The 20,886-nt window shown below is 61.9% G+C and carries 20 protein-coding genes and 1 rRNA gene; 12 read left to right on the plus strand and 9 right to left on the minus strand.

All coding sequences use genetic code 11. The features are described 5' to 3' along the window. The first annotated feature begins 154 nt into the window (after window positions 1-154). The 5 genes from rrf (at window position 155) to GGR20_RS10615 (ending at window position 5,723) form a co-directional block, all read left to right on the plus strand. Window positions 155-270, plus strand: a 5S ribosomal RNA gene (gene rrf / locus GGR20_RS10595). 104 nt (window positions 271-374) lie between these two features. Further along, window positions 375-890 (plus strand): hypothetical protein, encoded by a 516-nt coding sequence (locus tag GGR20_RS10600; protein ID WP_183311242.1) that lies wholly within the window; start codon window positions 375-377, stop codon window positions 888-890. A 99-nt stretch (window positions 891-989) separates the two neighbouring features. Further along, complete coding sequence (locus GGR20_RS10605; RefSeq protein ID WP_183311243.1) at window positions 990-3,209, plus strand: mechanosensitive ion channel domain-containing protein; 2,220 nt, start codon at window positions 990-992, stop codon at window positions 3,207-3,209. A gap of 131 nt (window positions 3,210-3,340) precedes the next feature. Further along, window positions 3,341-4,546, plus strand: coding sequence for a lytic murein transglycosylase (locus GGR20_RS10610; protein WP_183311244.1), 1,206 nt, complete (start codon window positions 3,341-3,343; stop codon window positions 4,544-4,546). Window positions 4,547-4,724: 178 nt separating this feature from the next. After that, a complete protein-coding gene (locus tag GGR20_RS10615; RefSeq protein ID WP_246349554.1) occupies window positions 4,725-5,723 on the plus strand; it encodes an alpha/beta hydrolase in 999 nt (332 codons plus the stop codon). Between the two features lie 888 nt (window positions 5,724-6,611). Here GGR20_RS10615 and GGR20_RS10620 read toward each other — a convergent pair. From GGR20_RS10620 to argC, 4 genes are all read right to left on the minus strand, one after another. Continuing rightward, complete coding sequence (locus GGR20_RS10620; RefSeq protein WP_183311245.1) at window positions 6,612-7,244, minus strand: HNH endonuclease; 633 nt, start codon at window positions 7,242-7,244, stop codon at window positions 6,612-6,614. Continuing rightward, window positions 7,241-8,743, minus strand: a complete 1,503-nt coding sequence (locus tag GGR20_RS10625) for an ATP-binding protein (protein WP_183311246.1) — start codon at window positions 8,741-8,743, stop codon at window positions 7,241-7,243. Before GGR20_RS10625 ends, GGR20_RS10620 begins: the two co-directional genes overlap by 4 nt. Before the next feature lie 647 nt (window positions 8,744-9,390). Next, window positions 9,391-9,816, minus strand: coding sequence for an OsmC family protein (locus GGR20_RS10630; protein ID WP_157291139.1), 426 nt, complete (start codon window positions 9,814-9,816; stop codon window positions 9,391-9,393). A 150-nt stretch (window positions 9,817-9,966) separates the two neighbouring features. Then, entirely contained in the window at window positions 9,967-10,920 is a 954-nt protein-coding gene (gene argC / locus GGR20_RS10635) for an N-acetyl-gamma-glutamyl-phosphate reductase (RefSeq protein ID WP_183311247.1), read from the minus strand. A gap of 158 nt (window positions 10,921-11,078) precedes the next feature. On the opposite strand from argC, the gene deoD reads away from it, so the two are divergent. From deoD to GGR20_RS10660, 5 genes are all read left to right on the plus strand, one after another. Continuing rightward, window positions 11,079-11,792, plus strand: coding sequence for a purine-nucleoside phosphorylase (deoD, locus tag GGR20_RS10640; RefSeq protein WP_183311248.1), 714 nt, complete (start codon window positions 11,079-11,081; stop codon window positions 11,790-11,792). Further along, the gene (locus GGR20_RS10645) at window positions 11,792-12,427 is read left to right on the plus strand and encodes a hypothetical protein (RefSeq protein ID WP_183311249.1); all 636 of its coding nucleotides are present in this window, start codon (window positions 11,792-11,794) and stop codon (window positions 12,425-12,427) included. Before deoD ends, GGR20_RS10645 begins: the two co-directional genes overlap by 1 nt. 108 nt (window positions 12,428-12,535) lie before the next feature. After that, on the plus strand, window positions 12,536-13,180 hold the full coding sequence (locus GGR20_RS10650; RefSeq protein ID WP_253560164.1) for a DNA glycosylase family protein: 645 nt from the start codon (window positions 12,536-12,538) through the stop codon (window positions 13,178-13,180). Beyond that, window positions 13,177-13,836: an alpha/beta hydrolase gene (locus tag GGR20_RS10655; RefSeq protein WP_183311250.1), complete on the plus strand. Its 660-nt coding sequence runs from the start codon at window positions 13,177-13,179 to the stop codon at window positions 13,834-13,836. Before GGR20_RS10650 ends, GGR20_RS10655 begins: the two co-directional genes overlap by 4 nt. Before the next feature lie 89 nt (window positions 13,837-13,925). Continuing rightward, window positions 13,926-14,483, plus strand: a complete 558-nt coding sequence (locus GGR20_RS10660) for an HNH endonuclease (protein ID WP_183311251.1) — start codon at window positions 13,926-13,928, stop codon at window positions 14,481-14,483. Between the two features lie 58 nt (window positions 14,484-14,541). On the opposite strand, the gene GGR20_RS10665 is transcribed toward GGR20_RS10660, so the two are convergent. After that, window positions 14,542-15,039: a disulfide bond formation protein B gene (locus GGR20_RS10665; protein WP_183311252.1), complete on the minus strand. Its 498-nt coding sequence runs from the start codon at window positions 15,037-15,039 to the stop codon at window positions 14,542-14,544. Between the two features lie 83 nt (window positions 15,040-15,122). Continuing rightward, window positions 15,123-15,953, minus strand: a complete 831-nt coding sequence (locus tag GGR20_RS10670; RefSeq protein ID WP_183311253.1) for a DUF72 domain-containing protein — start codon at window positions 15,951-15,953, stop codon at window positions 15,123-15,125. Between the two features lie 155 nt (window positions 15,954-16,108). On the opposite strand from GGR20_RS10670, the gene GGR20_RS10675 reads away from it, so the two are divergent. Next, the gene (locus GGR20_RS10675; RefSeq protein ID WP_246349555.1) at window positions 16,109-16,918 is read left to right on the plus strand and encodes a thermonuclease family protein; all 810 of its coding nucleotides are present in this window, start codon (window positions 16,109-16,111) and stop codon (window positions 16,916-16,918) included. An 11-nt stretch (window positions 16,919-16,929) separates the two neighbouring features. Next, a complete protein-coding gene (locus tag GGR20_RS10680) occupies window positions 16,930-18,396 on the plus strand; it encodes a M48 family metalloprotease (protein ID WP_183311254.1) in 1,467 nt (488 codons plus the stop codon). 13 nt (window positions 18,397-18,409) lie between these two features. On the opposite strand, the gene mutT is transcribed toward GGR20_RS10680, so the two are convergent. The 3 genes from mutT to argJ are packed head-to-tail and all read right to left on the minus strand — an operon-like array spanning window position 18,410 to window position 20,800. Then, window positions 18,410-18,817, minus strand: coding sequence for an 8-oxo-dGTP diphosphatase MutT (gene mutT / locus GGR20_RS10685; RefSeq protein WP_183311255.1), 408 nt, complete (start codon window positions 18,815-18,817; stop codon window positions 18,410-18,412). After that, entirely contained in the window at window positions 18,814-19,563 is a 750-nt protein-coding gene (locus GGR20_RS10690) for a GNAT family N-acetyltransferase (protein ID WP_183311256.1), read from the minus strand. Before GGR20_RS10690 ends, mutT begins: the two co-directional genes overlap by 4 nt. A gap of 1 nt (window position 19,564) precedes the next feature. Continuing rightward, entirely contained in the window at window positions 19,565-20,800 is a 1,236-nt protein-coding gene (gene argJ / locus GGR20_RS10695) for a bifunctional glutamate N-acetyltransferase/amino-acid acetyltransferase ArgJ (protein ID WP_183311257.1), read from the minus strand. Window positions 20,801-20,886: the final 86 nt, after the last annotated feature.

The following is a 20,886-nucleotide window of genomic DNA, read 5'->3' on the forward strand; positions in this document are numbered from 1 at the left end:
TAGGCCGGGTGTGGAAGCGCAGCAATGTGTGAAGCTTACCGGTACTAATAGCTCGATCGGCTTGATCGTTCTCATTAATCTATGCCCGCAAACGAAAAACGTTTGCATCTCAGATCAAAACAAAACCAATCTTCACATGTGTGTTTTTCGCTGACCTTGTGGTTCTTGCGAGGGGCCCAGGACCCGATCCCATCCCGAACTCGACCGTCAAATCCCTCCGCGCCAATGGTACTAAGTCTCAAGACTTGGGAGAGTAGGTCACTGCAAGGTCTGCCAAAAACACACACTCTCTTCACAAAAACCAACTCAAAAACGCCCCCGCAAATCAGCGGGGGCGTTTTGCGTTCTAAAACCGAACATGCCCGAGGAATAGCGTGGATCAGGACATCTATAGCGCCGATTGCAGCCGCTGCTTCGGCCTTTGCTGCACCGCGCTATCGTTCGAGCGGTCGGCGCAGTTCGGCCACGACAAGATGGCCGGCCAACCTTGCCAATATCTGCAGCAGGATTTTCGCTGCCGTATTCATGAGCGGCTCGACGATCTGGGCTATGGCGGCTGCGATGCGTTTGACTGTTTGGGGGCAGGGCCTCGGGCCAGTGCCGCCTTTGCTGCAGAAAACTGGCAGCGCGATGCCGCGATCGCCCGAAAACTGTATGCGCGTTTCTCGCAATTGCTCAAGCTGCAGGAAATGCGGCAGGCTCTTGATACCGCTGCCAGCCTCGAAATCCCGGCCGAAACGCACCAGCACAGAATGGCATTGCTAGCGCGCGTTAGCGCGGAAGCCGATTGCAGTGCCAACGAACCCACGGATACGGGGCAGGAAGTGCTCACTGAGGGGAGGGCCTTTCTGCGCAGTCTGGCCAACATCCTGGCGAATTCGCCGCCTTAAATCTTCCGCGGATCAGGCAGGGCAGAATCGGGGGTTGACCTGCGTGTGCCAAACGCCATGCTGGCCGGCAATTGTACCGCCAGCCAAATGAGCTCCATCTTGCTGATCCGTATTCTGTTTCTGTCTCTTCTCCTGGTGTTTCCAGCGGGGGCGCAGGGTCTACTTCCAAGCAGTGCGCAAACCGAGGAGAGCCGCGTTGCTGAAGGCAGCGAGGAAAGTGCCGCCGCAGTCGATGACCTGGTGCGCATTCTCGAGGATGACGCGGCGCGAGCGGCTCTGATCGAGCGGCTGAAGCAGGCAGCGCCAGAGAACGGTGCCGCTGAGGAGGCCGAGGCCGAAGCGGGAGATCTGAGTATTGCCCGGCAACTGGCCGAGTATACGCAGGGCATAGCCGAGGGGGCGTCGAACTCGGTGCGCTCGATCGGCTCGGCGCTTGGTAATTTGCAGGCGCTGTTCGATGGCACCCTGAACGCGGATGGCGAGGCGCTGCGGCAGTTTGCGATCAATATCGGGCTGCTTATCGCGGCACTGTTCGGCAGCTTCTTCTTGCTCCGGTTGATCGCCAACGCCTTGGGCCGCATGATTGCCGCGCGGGTGAGTGCCCGGGGCGTGGCTGCCCGAATTACTGGCTTGCTCGGGCTGGCAGTGATCGATGTCGCCAGTATTCTGCTTGCCTGGGGGCTGGGTTATGTTCTGGCGCTGAATTTCGGCACCACCTCGCGCGGCTTTATGGGCATCAATCAGTCCCTTCTGCTCAACGCCTTTCTGGTGGTCGAGTTGATCAAGCTGGCCGTACGCATCGTGCTCGAGCCACGGTTCCCGGCGCTCCGTTTCCTGCCGGTCACGGACGGGAATGCGGCATATTGGTCCTTCTGGAGCGCTCGGGTGATTTCATTGCTCGGCTATGCCTTCATGTTCGTCGCGCCGATGCTGAGCGGGCTGGTATCCCGCCCGGTCGGTGGCGCTGTGGAAGTGCTGGCCATGGCTACGGCCGTGACGATCGGCATCATTATCACCCTGCAGAACAAGGATGATGTGCGACAGTGGCTGGGTCAGATCAGCGAACGACGAGGCAATGACGGCTTTGGCCAATTGCTCGCGGCTATCGGCCGGTTCTGGCATCTTGTGGTGATTGCCTATCTTGTCGCGCTGCTGGTGGTGTGGTTCGCCAATCCTGATACGGCGTTGCCCTTCATGATCGCCGCCACCATGCAGTCGGTGTTCGCGGTGCTGATCGGCTCGCTGGTGGTCGGCTTTATCAGCCGCTTTGTTTCCACCGGACTCAGCCTGCCCGACGACGTACGCCAGCGCCTGCCGCTCCTTGAGTCTCGGCTGAAATCCTTTGTGCCGGCGGTGATGCGGGTGGTGCGTTGGATCGTCATCGCGGCCGTAGTGATTGCCATCGGTCAGGCGTGGGCGCTGTTCGACTTCGCAAGCTGGATTGGCAGCGAGGAAGGCTTGGCGGTCGCCGGTTCGGTGGTGTCGGCGGCGCTGATTCTGCTGGCCGCCATTGTGCTCTATGTCGTGGTCGCCTCGTGGGTGGAGTACCGGCTCAATGTCAATTTTGGCAAGGTGCCGACCTCGCGCGAGAAGACCCTGCTCAACCTGTTCAAGAATGCCTTTACTGTAGCGCTCGTGGTGTTTGGCGCCATGCTCGCCCTAGCCCAGATCGGGGTCAATATCGCCCCGTTGCTCGCCGGTGCCGGTGTGGTGGGTCTCGCCATCGGTTTTGGTGCCCAAAAGCTCGTGCAGGACATCATCACCGGCATCTTCATTCAGTTTGAGAACATCATGAATGAGGGCGACGTCGTGACCGTGGGCAGTTGGTCTGGCGTGGTGGAGAAGCTAACGATCCGGTCGGTGACCATCCGTGATCTCGCCGGGACGGTGCATCTGGTTCCCTTCTCGTCGGTCGACCAGGTCAGCAATATGATGCGGGGTTTCTCCTATCACTTGGCTGAGATTGGCGTGTCCTATGACAGCGACATCGAAGAGGTAAAGAGCGCCATGCATGAGGCGTTCGATCGCCTGATGCAGACCGAGCACAAGGACGAGATTCTCGACGACCTTGAAATGCATGGCGTTACCGGGTTCGGCGACTCGGCCATCATGGTGCGCGCGCGGATCAAGACCTTGCCCGGCACACAATGGGGCACTGGACGACGGTATAACCAGATCATCAAAGAGGTCTTTGATGAACGCGGGATCGAGATCCCCTATCCGCATGTCACTTATGTCCCCGCGGCGGGCGGGGGGGCGTCCAAATCGCCACCGCCGGCTGGCCGTGTCGAGGACCAGAGCGAAGACAGCGCGGATTGACGGCGATGTGATCGGCGGAGCGGTTCTGCCTTAAGGTCATCTTAATCGGGTGCGTTAATGCTTTGATACACGCGCCCGGCAAGGCCGGTGCGTTCGCGTTTTCCTGTTACCGCGTATGCTCGAGGCCCGAGATGATCCGATCCGGTGGTTCTTTCAATTTTCTTCGTCTGCTGATGGGGGCTGTCCTCGCCGGCATGGCGCTGATGGGGCCGGCCCAGGCCAATAGCGCCAGCTTTGTACGCAATCTCTGGCCCGAGGCGGAGCGGGCCGGGGTGAGCCGGCAGGCATTCGAGGCTGCCTTTGCCAGTTACAACCCGATCCCGCAGGTGATCGAGTTGACGAAAAAGCAGCCCGAATTCACCCAGACCGTGCAGCAATATGTCGACAAGCGCGTCACGGCGGCTCAAGCTGCCAAGGGTCAAGCCATGCGCGGGGAGTGGGCGCAGACGCTGGCCGGTGCGGAGCAGCGCTATGGGGTGCAGCCCGAAATCGTCCTGGCCATCTGGGGCATGGAAACCAATTTTGGCGGCTTCATGGGGGGCAACAACACCATTCATGCGCTCGCCACGCTGACCGAGAAGGGCTATCGCGCCAGTTTCTTCCGCTCCGAACTGGTGACCGCACTGCGCATCGTTTCGGACGGGCATATTTCGCCCAATGCCATGGTCGGATCCTGGGCGGGGGCGATGGGGCATACCCAGTTCATGCCTTCGAGCTTCATGCGCTATGCGGTCGATTATAATGGCGACGGGCGCAAGGATATCTGGAATTCGGTGCCCGATGCGCTTGGCTCGACCGCCAATTACCTCAAGAGCTTCAACTGGCGGCCGGGCGAGACCTGGGGCTATGAGGTCAAGCTGCCACAGGGATTCAATTTTGCAGCAGCGCGGGAGATGGGCAAGGCGCCCTTGAGCCAATGGCAGGCCATGGGCATCAGCCGCGCTTCGGGCAGCGCCTTTCCGCGCCCCAATGACATGGCCCGTCTCTATATGCCGGCGGGCGCCAGCGGCCCGGCCTTTTTGCTGCTGCCCAATTTCGATGTGATCAAGCGCTACAACAATTCGGACAGCTATGCCCTGGCGGTGGGCCATCTGGCCGACCGCATTCTGGGCGGCGGCAGCTTCGTGACGCCTTGGCCTTCGGGTGATTATGCGCTGAGCAAGGCGCAGCGGGCCGAAGTGCAATCGTTGCTCGGGCGAGCCGGATTTGATGTTGGCACGGCCGATGGGGTGGTCGGCCCCAAGACCCGCGCCGGGGTGATTGCCTATCAGCAGGCGCGCGGTTTGCCGGCCGATGGCCATGTTTCAGGGCTGCTGCTGGAGCGGCTGAAACGTTGAGAATGCCGTTAACACTCTGTTAACGAACTGGGCGCAAAGTTTTCCCGCTTAAGTAGAGGGCAGGCCAGCGACCGAACGACCGGCGCGCCTGTCCTCGCCCAGTTTTGCGCCACAATATCTCCGGTTTTCTGGCGCACACACCCGCTTTGGCTTCCCAACAGACCTGATTGATTTTCGAATGCCCTTGCTTCGCTCCCTGCTTGCCGCCCTGACCCTGGCCGTCCTGCTGCTGCCTCATGCCGCCCAGGCGGTTTCCGTCATGGACCCGTTCAATGTCCCGCTGGCCATGGATGGAGGCACCGCCAAGGTGGGCGATGGGATCGCCTATGCGGATGGCGCTCGGGCCAAGCTCGATGTCTATGCGCCCGAACAGCGGGGCGAGCCGGCGCCGGTGGTGTTCTTCATCTATGGCGGCGGCTGGAGCCGGGGCGAACGGGGCGAGTATGAGTTCGTCGGCCGCGCATTGGCCTCGCGCGGCTTTGTCACCGTGATTGCCGATTACCGGCTCTATCCCGAGGTGCGCTACCCTGATTTTCTCGAGGATGGCGCGCGCGCCCTGCGCTGGGTGCAGGACAATATCGCCAATTACGGTGGCGATCCGAACCGGCTGTTTCTGGCCGGACATTCGGCCGGCGCCTATAATGCGGTGATGCAGGCGCTCGACCCCTCGTTTCGCGCCGAATATGGCGTCACCATGCCGATCCTGGCGGTGGCGGCGCTGTCGGGACCTTATGATTTCTACCCATTCGAATATGGCGAAGTGCGCGATGTGTTTGGTGAGGCGCCCAATCCGCAGGGCACCCAGCCGATCAATCTGATCACCGCCGAGGCGCCGGCGATGTATCTGGCCACCGGCACGACCGACCCGATTGTGCGGGTTCAGAACACGGAACGCTTTGCCGAGCGGCTGCGGGCGCAGGGCGTCTGGGTGACCACACAATATTATGACGGCTTCGGGCATATGGAGCCGGTGCTGGCCATGGGCGCGCTATGGCGCTGGCGCATGCCGGTGCTGGACGACATGGTGGGCTTTTTCCAGCGCTTTGGCGCTTTCCCCAGTGGCGTGCCCTATCTGGCAGTGGCACCTGAGGCGCCCGAAATGCTGCCCGAGGCCATCGCGCCGATCGACCAGATCGTCAGCGAGCTCAACGCGATGTTCCAGCCGATTGAAGAATAGGTCTTTGCCTGCCGAGCATGGCTGGCGCGAAACCGCCCCGGCGCGGCGGCATGCAAAAGCGCCGCCTCGCCTCTCGGCTATCGGTCGCACGGTAGCGAACGGCCAGAGGCCCTTCCGAAACTAGGTAGAACGAGCCACTGGCCGTTCGCCACGGAAACACGGATTTTCCACGGGTCCGGATTCAGGCGGTACCGTTATTGCAGGTCCGGCTGCCGAGCTTCTACCCGCGTAAAGAGGCGCCCCTCTTCCCGGCCTCCCCATCCGGCCCTGCGTCGGGGCCGCGTGTGTGACGGGGATGGAAGGAGGATACGAGAGGAATTCGGGCCGGGGATAATTTTGTTCAGGGTCAACGCCGGCGCTGCGGTGGTCGACAAGACTGTCCGGCCAAGTGGCCCAAAACCGCAGCGGCGTCCCTGACCTACCGGCGGTCATCCCGGCGGATGCCGGGGCCCAACCCGAAGTTTAGCCACCGGCTCCGGAAGGCATTTTGCACGCGCGTCTCCATCTCAGGATGGGCCCCGGGTCAAGCCCGGGGTGACAGCCGGTCGGGTGGGCTTAACGGGGCAAAAGCGGAAGGTCAGTTGCCGACCCCATTCCCGTCATTGGCACGTCATTCTGTCGATGACCGCTTTTGGACCAAAGCGGACCTTCGAACATTGTCTAGGATGATGACTACGAAGCCTGATCACTGTCCGTGGACGGACAGCCGATGCATCGTTTGCCGATGCTCGGCTGCCCTTTAAAGCCGTTCAGCTGCTAGAGAAAGTCGCAAGGAGGATGTTGAACTGGTTTGGTGAGATTACTGGGGTCAGGGCGCTCAAATTTCACCCACATCTCCTAGGCCGACTCGAGAATGATGCATTCTTGCTTGATTTTGTTCATGCCGATCTACACCTGCGGGATGTCCTCGACATAGACCGTCACCGCAGCGAGCGCCGCTTTCGCCTCAAGTTTCGTTTTGGCTTTGATGAGCTCCCCCACTTGCTTGTCAAATCCCGGGTCGACGAGCTTTCCTTCGACGCCTAAAAGCTTTGCGGTGAACCTCGTCAGGTTGCAAACAATGAGAGTTTGCGCGCCCTTTTCAGATATCGGCGCACAGATGTCACCGAACCAACGGATATGGTCCGCATACTTATCGAAATGCGGGTGCGCGATCCGGTAGTGGGCCGAGGTATCGGGGAACTTCTGAGGCTGACTTGTACGCACATCTTGCTCTCCCTTAGCGATGTTGCAATCGCGACAAGAGATCGCAAGGTTCTCAGGAGTAAACATGAAGCGGGCAGCCTTAGCCCTGGAAATGATGTGCTCCGCATCCCAGAGTGCCTTGTTCGCGGTGACGATCTGGCGGTTGCAGTAGACACAAACGTATTGCTGCTCTGCGATGTAGTGGTCCTTGATCTGCGCGCGAACCGGCTCGACGTCGTCGTGGCCCCAGTAATCTTTTAGCTGCTGCTCCGGCAAAAGCGCCTCAAAGGCGTCAACCAGCACCTTGTTTTCAGGCGTATATTCGACAGGGGTCACTCCGCGGCCGCCTTTCCGGCATGATCCGCAACGTCTTGGAGATTGCGTATGATCTCCTTCGATGGATCTTCCTCGTCGAGCCCCTCCGCAAACTTGAGAAGGTCCTCAAGCGTAGCTTTGAATTCTCGGGACCTCGCTTTGCCGTTCGCGACTAAACGGAGCGCTTCCACGATGCGATCTTTGACATGAAGGTTGCCGTTCGTCGGCAGGCCGAAAGCCTCCGCCAGCAAGAAGTCGGCCGACTGCCCCTTCAGTTCGCTCGACGGTGGTAAGCTCTCTCTGTCGAGGGAAATCACATCCGCATGCGCCGGCAATTCCGAGATCACCAACGGAGAGTGCGTTGCGACAACGAAGTGGCAACCCTGGTATCGCGCGAATGTTTTCACCAGCAGATCGACGTACTTAATTTGCCACTCGGGATGCAGACTCAGCTCTGGCTCATCGATTAGGATGAGACTTCCGTTGCGGATCACGGAGGCCAGGGCGATCAGGGCGGACGCCATGCTCAATGTCCCGGAGCTAGCGCCGCGCAGATCAGACGAAACGCCCGACTTGTGCGTAACCTCGACGCCTCGCAGATTCAGAAATCCCGCTCGCCTGATTGGCTGGAGCCTCCGAAAAGTGTCGTCGAGAATGCCGCCGGCCTCGAAGTCTGCTCGCATTTCGATGCGGCCCTTCACAGATCGCTCGAACGCAATTTCCAGCAGATGTCTCAGTTCAAGCTCATCGATTCCGGCCCTTTGGGCCTCTTCGACGCCACGAAGCTGGGTGGGGTTTAAGACCGCATCGCCAAGGTGCACGCGCCGATTGACCGCGTCCCTCAAGCGCGAGGTTTCGCGCAGTCGGTAAATGATATTTAGCGTTGGCTTGTAGCCAAGAAAGTCGAACACCGCGCCGATGTTCGTGCGACGGAGAGCCTCGTTTTCGGTCGTATCAAAAAGGCTATTCAAAGATCGATAGAGTAGGGTCTCGATAGACGCCTTGCCGAAGCGATCACGCAGCCCAAGGTACTGATACATGGACCTTTCGACCGGCACGATTGATCGGGCCAGCGTTCTTGGCACCGGAAACTTGTCGAACGGGCTGATGGTTAGAGCCACGACGCGCTGTGGAAGCGGCAAGTCGCGCAGTGTTGCGTCTGCGCCATCGATCGTCACGCTTATGCGATGTCGCCTGTCCTGCGTTAGTGCGCATTGTACGCCATCGCTCACGTACTCCAGATGCTCAAGGGGCAGATCTTTCAGGGTCGACCGCTTGCCAGACTGAAGTTCCTCGAGAGCGATAAATGTTCGCACAATCGCGCCAAGCAGATGGGACTTACCTGTCCCGTTCTTTCCTATGATCGCGGTGATGTGTTCGCGCTGCTGGCCGAAGGAGGCCTGCTGCTGACTGAAAACTGCATGTGGATTGATGATCGGCCGATCTCGCCGCCAGGGCATGTCTACCGGGACGTCCGCGGTGCGAGCCTCTAGCAGCTGAAAATCATGTTCGGCATACAAAATATTGCTCCCCCATTATCCCACTAATTGTCTCGAGTTCTTCTCGAGATGTCGAGCGTCCACCTGTAGTTACCATAAGTTTTGGGCGCGTCCCACAGGGCCGGCGTGAACTGAGCCACGCTACGCTTTGTCTCAGCCGTACGGCTTTCATCCCTCGCGCAGGTCTCTTGGAGTCATCGGCATCGACCAGGCTTTCCGTTTTCCAGGTCTACACTGGCAATCTTGCTCGATCCGATCCCGCCCGACCTGGCTTTGCGCTCGACCCGTAAACCTGCCCGCCCGGAGCTTTCGTCATCGGACACGATCTACTTGTCCTGTCCCCTGGAGAGACGCATCGGGGTACCTGGTCGGTGAGGAACGCCTGACGCATCGCCAGGAAGGCTTTTACACGTCAGCTTGTGGCGCGAAACGGCCATTACAGCCTCCATACCGGAATGACCGCAATCCACCCCATACCCGCCAATGAAGTGCAGAGCCCTCGGCTCAAGGCCGAGGGTGACGGCTGGTGGGTGGGGCGGTGCCGGTGAAAGGGCATAACGTCGTCATTGCGATACCGCCAGCGAGCAGGCGTTCGCAGCCCCGCCAAGACAGACGCTGAGGCGGCGATGCTAATGGTTTTTGCGGCCCGGCAGGTGTGTCCTGCGCCCTTAGCCCAGTTTCGCCTCGAGGGTGATGTCGATGGCGCCCAGGGCTTTGGAGACCGGGCAATTGACCTTGGCCTTTTCGGCCAGTTCCTGGAATTTGGCCTCGTCAATGTCCGGCACGGTGCCGACCAGGGTCAGCGCGCTGCCGGTGATGCCGGTGCCGGGGACCAGGGTGACTGCCGCCTCGACCTTGAGATTGGTGGCGGGGGTGCCGTTTTCGGCGAGAAAATGGGCCAGTTGCATGGCAAAGCAGCCTGAATGGGCGGCCGCGATCAATTCTTCCGGGTTGGTGCCCGACTGGCCGGTCTCATCAACGAAGCGGCCCTTATGGGTATAGGGCAGCGCCTGGAGCGCGCCGCTCAGGGTATCCAGAGTGCCCGACCCCTCGGTCAGTGACTTCGTCCAGTTGGCGGTGGCCGTGCGCTTCATCGTGCTCTCCTCGAAATTGCATGCATGGGCTTCAACCCGGGGCAAAGCCTAGCAGTTGCATTGGCGAAACCAAAGTTGCCATCGTGAACGCTCGGTGCCTGGATTGGGGGCAGCGACCGGATCGGATGTCCGGTCGGGCTGCTCCTCGGATCAGGCGGCCAGGCTTTCCCGCGCGCCGACGCCGAGCATGATGTTGAGGTTCTGCACGGCAGCGCCAGAGGCGCCTTTGCCCAGATTGTCATAAACCGCAGAGATCACGGCCTGATTGAGCTCATCATTGGCAAAGACGTGCAGGGTGAGCGTGTTGGTGCCGTTATGGGCCTGCGGGTCGAGCGCGGCCGTCTTGCCCAGCCCCGGCTCATAGGGCGCCACCTGGACAAAGCTGTCGGGAATGGCGGCGTAATAGTCGCTCAGGGCCGCATGCAGATCCTTGCCGGTGGGGATATCGGCGGACATGTCGGTATGGATGGGCAGCGATGTCGACATGCCCTGCGCAAAATTGCCGACCACCGGCTCGAACAGAGGCGCGCGGCCGAGCTTGGCGTAATGCGCCATTTCGGGCAGGTGCTTGTGCTGAAAGGTCAAGGCATAGGGCATGTATCGGCTGGCCTTGTCGCCCTGGGCCTCATAGTCCTCGATCATCTGCCGGCCGCCGCCGGAATAACCGGACACGCCGTGATAGGAGAGCGGGAAATCGGTCGGCAGCAGCCGCGCCTCGATCAGCGGGCGGGCTGCGGCAATCAACCCCTGCGGCCAGCAGCCGGGATTGGCAACGTAGCGTGCCTTGGCTATTTCGTCGGCCTGGTCGGGTGCCATTTCGGCAAAGCCATAGGCCCAGCCTTCGGCCACGCGATGGGCAGTGGAGGCGTCGATGACGCGGGTGGTGTCGTTTTCGATCAACCGGACGCTTTCCCTGGCCGCATCGTCGGGCAGGCAGAGGATGGCGACGTCCGCGGCGTTGAGCAGGCGCTTGCGCTCCTCGATGTCCTTGCGCTTGTCATGGGCGATGGAGATGACCTCGAGGTCGCGCCGGCTCGCCAGGCGCTCGCGGATCTGCAGGCCGGTGGTGCCGGCTTCGCCATCGATGAAGATCTTTGCGACCATGGTCATGCCTCCAGTTTTGAACGGTGGTAATGGGGCCGTGGGCCCCCTCCGTCAAGCCCATTGCGTCCGTCTCGCGGGGTGGGTGCAAGGGGCGGGATTGTCTTTAGACGGGGCGAGTGGCAATGATTTGACCAAACGGACAACAGGGGAAGAGCGCCATGACCACACCGCACAACCATGCCAAGCCGGGCGACTATGCCGAAGCGGTGCTGCTGCCGGGCGATCCCCTGCGCGCCAAATGGATCGCCGAGACGTTTTTCGACACGCCAAAGCAGGTCAATGCGGTGCGCAATTGCCTCGGCTATACCGGCACCTGGAAGGGCAAGCCGGTTTCGGTGCAGGCCAGCGGCATGGGCCAGCCGTCGCTGGCGATCTATGTGCACGAGCTGATCAATCTCTATGGCGTCAAATCCCTGATCCGGGTGGGTACCTGCGGGGGCCTGAACGCATCCGTGAAGGTGCGCGACGTGATCCTGGCGCAGGGCGCGTCGACGGACTCTTCAATCGTCAAGGGCCGATTCGGGGCGTTCAACTTCGCGCCGATTGCCGATTTCGGCCTGTTGCGCTCGGCGGCCGACAAGGCTGATGCCAAGGGGTTGCGCTACCATGCGGGCAATATGCTGTCCTCGGACATCTTCTATCACGCCGATGGCTTTGCCGGTTATGACAAGCTGCCCGAGCATGGCGTTATCGGGGTCGAGATGGAAGCGGCGGCGCTCTATACGCTGGCGGCGCGGTTTGGCGTCAAGGCGCTGACCATCTGTACCATGACCGATTGCCTGATCACCCATGAGGAGATCGACGCCGAAGCGCGCCAGACCTCGCTCAAGGACATGGTCGAATTGGCGCTCGACGTAGCGGTGGAGGCCTGATGGTTCATCGGCGCACCATTGCCGAACGCCTGTCCGGGGCGATGGAGCGCCGCGACGAGGCGCCCAATATTGCCCTGGCCGAGGAGATCGCCGCGCGCAAGGACAAGGCGGCGGTGGCCGAGCTGGTGGAACTGGTGCGCTCGGGCACGACGCGGCAGCGCAATGATGCGATGAAGGTGCTCTACGAGATCGGGGCGCGGGACCCGGCGCTGATCGGCGGGCACTGCCCGGTGTTTCTCGAGGCGCTGGGCAGTCGCACCAACCGGCAGGTCTGGGGCGCCATGCAGGCGCTGGACAGTGTGGCCGAACTCCGCGCCGACGAGATTGCGGCGGAGTTGCCAAACATCATCGCGGCGGCGGATCGGGGCTCGGTGATTGCCAAGGATCGCTGCACATCGCTGCTGACGAAGCTGGCGCGGTCGGGCTATGCCGAAAAGGCGGTGCCGATCCTGGTCGAACGGCTGAAAACAGCCGCGCCCAACCAGTTTCCGACCTATGCCGAGCAAACCGCCAGCGTGGTGACACAGGCCGAAAAGCCTGGACTGATTGAGACCATTCGCCAGCGTCTGAACAAAATCACGCAGCGCGCCAAGCGCGAGCGCATGGAGAAGCTGCTGCGCAAGCTCAACGGTTAGAAGGTCGGTTTCGGCCAGGGCGCGGGAAAACCGGGTTGCCTGCTGAAGCGCAATAGGCATTTCTGCCGAGCCCATTTGCGAACGTCCAACGGAAAAGGCAGGACATTGGTGACCCCGACAATTGACACAGCAGAAGGCGTTGCCTGGCATCTCGATGCCCTGACGGCGCGAGTGCCGGCGCTGCAGCCGATGCGCCAATCGGTCGGAGTGGTGTTGCCACGGGTTAATCCCAAGGGGTTTGCCGGCATGGCCAAGGTGATTTGCGGGCAGCAATTGTCGGTGGCAAGTGCGGCGGCAATCTGGGGGCGATATGAAAACCTGCCCGGTGCGCTGGCGCCGGAGAGCTATCTGGACCTCAGCGAAGAGGCGGTGCGGGCGACAGGTTTTTCGCGCGGGAAGTTCCTGGCGCTGCGGGCGGTGGCAGAAGCCATTGCCAGCGGTGAACTGGACCTGGCGCATATCGACACGCTGCCGGCCGAGGAGGCGAGCGCGCGTCTGGTGGCGCTCAAGGGGATCGGGCCCTGGACGGCAGAGGTCTATCTGCTGTTCTGCGCGGCGCATCCCGATATCTTCCCGGCTGGCGATCTGGCCCTGCTCAAGGCGGCGCATCACGGTCTTGGGCTTGACGCTCGCCCAACCATCAAGGAGATGATCGGGCTGGCGCAGGACTGGTCGCCGCACCGTTCGGCGGCGGCACTGTTGTTCTGGCGCTATTTTGCTGCGCTCAAGAACAGGGATTCGAGCCTTTTATGATCAAGCTTTCCGGCCCCATGCTCGCACCCGCCAATGGCGGGGCTCCCGATAGTGCCGTGGTGCTGCTGCATGGCTATGGCAGTGATGGCAATGACCTGATCGGGCTGGCGCCGCATTGGCAAAGCGTGTTGCCGGGGGCGATGTTTGTGGCGCCACATGCGCCGATCGGCACCGAAATGGGCGGGTTTCAGTGGTTTCCAATCGACTGGACCGGCGACCGGGTCGCCAGCCGGCAGACCGGGGTGCTTGCAGCCCGGCCGGTGGTGGAGGAGTTCCTCACCGATCTCTGGAACCAGACCGGGATCGCGCCGGAGCGGACCCTTTTGGGCGGGTTCAGCCAGGGCGCGATGATGGCGTTGCACGTGGGCACAGCCTTGCCTGCCGACCAGCGATTGATGGGGATCATCGGGTTTTCCGGCGCCTATCTGCCGCCGGACGGATTTGGTGCTGGCTCATTGGCTCGGCCGCCGGTGTGCCTGGTGCATGGCGATGTGGATGAAGTGGTCGATCCCAATCTCAGCGCCGAGGCCAATAGTGTGCTTAGTGAGGCTGGTTATAATGTCAGCTATCATGTCAGCCGGGGCGCGGGGCACGGTATTGCCCCGGACGGGCTGAGTTTTGCGACCGATTTCATTGCGCGGGTCAGTAAAAAATAAGCTTTGCGTTCCCGCTTCACACGCCCGACACAAAGGGCTTAGTATAAGAGGGCTATGGACTTACGCGATTCCCGCTTCGGGAGACTCAAGTGACTATCCATGTGTCGCCTGAGGCTTGTCCCGCCCTTGTACTGAACGCCGACTTCCGGCCGCTCAGCTACTATCCACTGTCTCTGTGGTCCTGGCAGGATGCAATCAAGGCGGTGTGCCTGGATCGCGTAAATATTGTCTCCCACTATGACACGGTCATTCATTCTCCCAGCTTCGAAATGCGGCTGCCCAGCGTTGTGTCGCTGCGCGATTATATCAAGCCGGCACGGCACCCTGCGTTCACGCGTTTCAATGTATTTCTGCGTGACCGCTTCCAGTGCCAATATTGCGGCAGCACGCATGACCTGACGTTTGATCATGTCATTCCGCGCTCCAAGGGCGGGCTGACAACGTGGGAAAACGTCGTGGCGGCCTGTGCGCCGTGCAATCTGCGCAAGGCCAATCGACTGCCCAAAGAGATCAAGATGTTCCCGCATCAGACGCCCTACGCCCCGACGGTGCACGATCTGCACAATAATGGCCGGGCCTTCCCGCCCAATCATCTGCATCAGAGCTGGCTGGATTATCTCTACTGGGATATCGAACTGGTGCCCTAAGGGCGAGGCGAGGGGTCACCTGACCGTGCGGCCCCTGCTCAATCCTGGCCGGACGTATCTAGGATTTGTGCCGGGCCTGAAACAGGATCGATAACCCCAGCAACCCGACGATTGCCGCCGAGATCAGCGCGTTGTAGCCGGCCAGCGAAAGGCCCAGGAAGCGGAACTGCACGACATCACAGCTGATCACGGGTTGCAGGTCGTTGAGCATGTCCATGGAGAACTCGCTACCGACGCCGGCGCAAGCGGTCGGGCCGGGCCAGAAGCCCCATTCCACGCCCGAATGAAAACCGCCCAAATAGGCGCCCCAGGCAAACAGAGCGGCAACGATGGCCATGGCGACATACCATACGGTGAGCGGTAGCCGGTTCCAGAGGATGAGAACCAGGGCCAGGAGCGGCAGGCCCCAGTAATAGGGCAGGCGCTGTTCAAGGCAGAGTTCGCAGGGTTGCAGGCCGCCGATGAATTGCGACCCCAGTGCTGCCAAAATGGTGACCAGTCCCAGCACAAAGGCCAGGCCGGCGGCGATCTTGTCGAGAGGACGCGAAGATGTCATGGCAAAAAACTCGGTATGACGCTGTGTTGACTAGGCCATTAATGGGCGATCGTGGCCTTGGCCAGAGCCAAACGGGCTCGTGATCAATCGCCGGGCCGGGAAATGCCCAGTGCCTGACGCAGAGCGATGGCATTGGCGGGGGCGTGCAGTTTGTCCTCGTGCACGAAATAGGCGTAGACGTCCCGACCGGCGTCGCGCCATTGCCCCATGGTGGCTGCCCATTCGGCGATGTCCGCATCCGTGTAACCGGTGGCATCGGCGCGCGCCGGGCCCTGCAGGCGGCAATAGGCGAAATCGGCGGTCAGTTCGCGCGCGGGACTTTCCGTGGTGTCGGCGATGACGCGGGCGATATTGTGCCGGGACAACAGGGCGTTGACCTCGGGTGCATCAAAGCTCTGGTGCCGTGGCTCGATGGCGTGGCGAATGGGGCCCACCCCACTGGCGTCGAGAAAGGGTTCAACCCGGGCCGGATCAGCCTTTTGCGCGAGGGCGAGATAGTTTTCGATGTCTTTTGGCAGCATCTGCAGAAACGCAGCAAAGCTGTCCGGATCATAGGTCAGGTTGGGCGGTAATTGCCAGATAAACGGGCCCAGCCGGCTGCCCAGGGCCAGCGGACCGGAGGCAAAGAAATTGGCGAGCGGTTCGGCGCTGTTCTTCAGACGCCTGATATGGGTCACCAATTGCGGACCCTTGAGAGAAAACCGGAAGCCTTCCGGCGTTTTACCGGCCCAGCGGGCAAAGCTGGCCGGCTTCTGATTGGCGCGGAAGGTGGCATTGATCTCGATGCTGGTGAGGCGATCGGCGGCGTGGGCCAGCTCCTTTTTCTGCACCAGTCCCTTGGGGTAGAAGGTGCCGCGCCACGGCGCATAAACCCAGCCTGCGGTGCCTGTGCGAATAGTACCAGTCGCGCTCATGGGGGCCTCCCTTTGCGGCCAGATTGGCGCTGGGCGCACAGAATGGCAATGGGGACCAGCAGATTGAGCACTGGTCGAAGCATGTCGGGACAGGCTAATCTTTTTTTGCCGCATTTGGGTGCATGGTGAATGTGAAGTTTCAAGGGGCCGTCTGCTTGCGCCACACTGCTATTGTATCCGTGACTGCCGCTATGCTGGCCGGCCTGGGACCAACCTCGGCGCAGGCCTGCGAGGCCTTGCGCCTGGTCAATGGCGGGGTCGTGACCGAGGTTACCGACGGGGATACGGTGGTGCTTGATTCGGGGCTGGTCGTCCGCTTGATCGGCACCCAGGCGCCCAAACTGCCATTGGGGCGCGAAGGGTTTCCGACCTGGCCGCTGGCGCCCGAGGCCAAAAGCGCTCTGGAAAGGCTGGTGCTGAACCAGCCTGTGCAGCTGGGCTATGGGGGCGAGGAGGTGGACCGTTACGAGCGGGCGCTGGCGCATTTGTTTGTGCATGATGTGGCTGAAGAACCGGTCTGGGCCCAGTTGCATATGGTCAGAACCGGGCTGGCGCGGGTTTATTCCTTCCCGGACAACCGACAATGCCTCGATCAACTCTTTGCGGGCGAGGCTCAGGCCCGTGCGGAGCGGCTTGGCATCTGGACCGATCCCTATTACAGCGTGCGGACGGCAGATCGTCCGGCCGAACTGGCAAAACTTGCGGGCAATTATGAATTGGTGGAAGGCCGGGTCTTGCTGGCGGACCGCAGCGGCTCCCGGGTCTATCTCAATTTTGGCCGGATCTGGAAGGAAGACTTTACGATAGTCATCGAGGCACCGGCACTCAGGCTGTTCGATCGCGACGGTCTGGACCCGCTGAGCCTGGATGGGGCGCTGATTCGCGTGCGCGGATGGGTGGACAACCGGGATGGTCCACGCATCGAGGTCACCCATCCCGAGCAGATCGAGGTTCTGGCGAGGTGATGTCCGCGCGAATGGATAGCAAGTTTGTGCGTATGGGGGCGCTGGCCATAAGCCTTGTGGCGCTGACGGCGTGTTCGACGCTGGTCGGTTCCGGCGTCAATGTGGCGCGCACGGGCGACAACCCGGCCCCGATTGTGGTGCCGGAAGGAACTGACCCGGACGATTCCGTGCTCGGCCTGCGCGAGCATCCGCGTATCGTTTCGGCCTATGGCGGTGTCTATGAAGACCGGCCGGCCGAAATCATGGTGGCCCGCATTGTCGGTCGGCTATTGGCCGCCGCCAATCAGCCCGACGCGAAATATCAAGTGACCATTCTCGATACGTCCGAGGTCAATGCCTTCGCGCTGCCTGGCGGCTATATCTATGTCACACGCGGCATTCTCGCCCTGGCGTCGGACACCAGCGAACTGGCGGCGGTGCTGGCGCATGAAATCGCCCATGTGACCCTGCGCCATGCGCGGGCACGGACCGACCGGACGCGTCAGACCCAGATTGTCGACCGGGTGATTACCGGCATTTTTGGCGGCGATACCTCGACTGATGCCAGCGCCAATCGGACCCGCGAAGAGCTTGCGGCATTCAGCCGGAGCCAGGAGCTGGACGCCGACCGGGAAGGTATCAAATTTGCCGGCAAGGCCGGGTACGACCCGCAGGCGGCGGCGCGCTTCCTGGGGGTAATGAGCCGATTTGCGGCGTTCTCGGCCGGTGCGGTCAGTGGCAGCGATGGCTTCCTGTCCTCGCATCCCTCGACCCCGGCGCGGATCGAGACGGCGATGAACACCGCGCGCTCGATGTTCGGCCCGACCGGGGTCGGCGAGTCCGATCGCGAAGGCTATCTGTCGGCCATTTCCGGGCTCAGCTTCGGTGACAGCCCGGCGCAGGGGTCGATTGTAGGGCAGCGCTTCATTCATCCGGCCAGCAAGTTCACCTTCACCGTGCCGCAGGGCTATAGCCTGCAGACCTCGCAGAGTGCCGTGGTCGGGGTGGCCGGTGATGGCGAGGCGGTACGCTTCGACAGCGCGCAGGTGCAGTCGAGCATGTCGCTGACCGATTATCTGAAGTCGGGCTGGATAGCCGGGCTCAAGGCCGACACGGTAACGGCCAGTGTGCACAACGGCATCGAAATGGCGTCGGGCCTGGCCCAAACCGATCAATGGTTCTTCCGGGTCGCGGTGATGCGGCTCGATGGCGAAGTCTACCGTTTCATCTTTGCCGCCAAGAGCGATAGCCTGCGCTTTGCGCAAGGGGCCCAGGCAACGCTGGAGAGCTTCCGGCGCACCAATGCCTCCGATCTCAGCCAGATCCGGCGGCTGGCTATCAAGCTGGTTACCGCGCGGGCGGGCGACACGGCCGACCGGCTGGCCGGACAGATGGCCAATATCGGCAATGCGCGCGAGTTGTTCTACATCATCAACGATCTCTATCCCGGCGATCCGCTGGTGCCGGGACAGCGCTACAAGGTGGTGGCGCGGCCCTAGGGGCCGCGAGCGGCTAGAGGAGGTCGCAGAGGGCGGCGATCAGGGGTTCGTCGGCTGGCGGCATGGGATAGTCGCGCAAGGCTTGCGGACGGACCCATTTGAGCGCCTTGTGCTCGGCGGTATGCGGTGTGCCCTGCCATTTGCGGCAGACATAGAGCGGCATCAGCAGGTGCATCTTCTCGTAGGAGTGGCTGGCAAAGGAAAGTGGCGCCAGGCACGCCTCTTTCGTCTCGATTTCCAGTTCTTCGCGCAATTCGCGTATCAGGGCGGCTTCGGGAGTTTCACCCGGCTCGACCTTGCCGCCGGGAAATTCCCACAGACCGGCCATGGATTTTCCCTCGGGGCGCTGGGCGATCAGCACCCGGCGGTCAGCATCCACCAGGGCACAGGCGACCACGAGCAGCAGGGGTTTGTCGGTCACGCGGGGCCTCCGGGGATGCGGTATGAGTAGTCATATTGGTGGGTATAGCCGAGGGACGCGTAGAGCGCCTTGGCGGCGGCGTTGTCGGCCTGCACGTTGAGGGCGGCAAAACGGGCGCCCTTAGCATTCGCCCAGGAAAGACCCGTGCGCATCATGGCGGCGGCCAGGCCCTGCCGGCGGCGCGCCGGATCGGTGATGACATTGCCGGTAATGACGATGCCATCGGCGATGGCCATGAGGCCCGAGGCGACGACATTGCCCTCCCGCTCGACGACAATGCCACAGGCCGGGACGGTCATGCTGGCCAGAAGGGACTGAAGCTTGTGCATCTGGTCGGGCTGGTAATGCTGCAGATCGCGTTGGGCTGAAAGAAACAGCGGGTCAGCCAGATCGAGAATGGTGCCGCCTGGATCGGGTTGTTGGGGGGTGAGCGGCATAGCGTAGAGGTGGCTGAGGTCGATGCGGCGCCAGTTGGCAGCATCAAGAGCCGCGGTCAGCGCCGGGCTTTCGAGCGGGGTGGTGCGCACGACCGGTGGCAGGTTGCGCTCTGTCAACCAATCCACTGCCTGTGCCAGACGGACCTCGGCCTCGCCTTGGTCAGCGGGGTCGAAGCATTGAATGGAATTGGCGCGCTTGGTGTAGCCATTGGCGGCACGGCGCACCCAGGCGCCGTCCCAGTCGACCTCGATGCCCGGCCAGGCGAGCAGCCCGGCGCGCTCGAAGGTTTCGACCGCGGGCAGGCTCACATCAGCTCCGGTAGTCGCCATTGATGGTGATGTAGCCGTGGGTGAGGTCGCAGGTATAGACCGTGGCTGCGCCGTCGCCGAGACCGAGGGAGACGGTGAGTTCGAGCTCTTCGCCCTTCATATAGGCGCTGGTGGCGGCCTCGTCATAGCCGGTGGCGCGCTCGCCATTGCGGGCAACGACCAGATCGCCGAAGCGGATGGTGAGCTTGTCGCGGTCGGCCGGTTCGCCCGCCTTGCCCACGGCCATGACCACGCGGCCCCAATTGGCGTCTTCGCCGGCAATGGCGGTTTTGACCAGCGGCGAGTCGGCAATGGCCTTGGCAACGCGGAAGGCGCTCTGGTCGGAAACCGCCCCTTCGACATGCACAGAGACCTGCTTGGTGGCGCCTTCGCCGTCGCGGACCACATGGATGGCGAGTTCGAACAGGACGTCGGACAGGGCCTGGCCGAAAATTTCGGCGCGGGGATCGTCAAGGCTCAATATGGGCTCGACCTGGGCCTTGCCGGTGGCAAAGGCGAGCAGGGTGTCGGAGGTCGAGGTGTCGCTATCGACGGTGATGGCATTGAAGCTGGTCTGGTTGTGCTTGACGAGCAGGGCCTGCAACACATCGGCCGCGATGGGCATGTCGGTGACCACGAAGCTGAGCATGGTGGCCATGTCCGGCGCGATCATGCCCGAGCCCTTGGCGATGCCGTTGATTTTGACCTCAACGCCGTCGATCTCGAGTACAGCGCCCGACAGCTTGGGATAGGTGTCGGTGGTCATGATGGCTTTGGCCGGGTCGATCCACGGCGTGGCGGCCATGCGGGTGGCGGTTTCATCCAGTACGCCGGCAAATTTGGAGGCGTCGAGCGGTTCGCCGATCACACCGGTGGAGGCGAGAAAAATCTGGTCGGTCGAACAGCCGAGGGCCTCGGCGGCAATCTGGGCGGTCTGCTGCACGGAATCCTTGCCTTTGATCCCGGTAAAGGCGTTGGCATTGCCCGAATTGACCACCAGGCCACGCGCCCTGCCGCCCGGCAGGTTGGCGCGGCACCAATCTACGGCGGCCGAAGAGCATTTGGAGCGGGTGAGAACGCCGGCCGCGACAGTGCCTTCGTCAAAGGCCATCAGCAGCACATCGGTGCGGTTCTTGTATTTGATGCCGGCTTCAGCGGTGGCGAAGCGCACGCCCTCGATTGCGGGCAGGTCCGGATAGGATTTGGGGGCGAGCGGGGAAACCGGATGGGCAGCCATGGGCAGAAACCTTAAGCGGGGCAATAAGCTGACAAGGGTGTGCCCCAAAGCTGCGACGGGCGCAAGACGCCCGCCGCAGAGGTCTG

Origin of the sequence: Devosia subaequoris (assembly GCF_014197055.1) — a bacterium.
In the GTDB taxonomy this organism is placed as follows: Bacteria; Pseudomonadota; Alphaproteobacteria; order Rhizobiales; family Devosiaceae; genus Devosia; species Devosia subaequoris.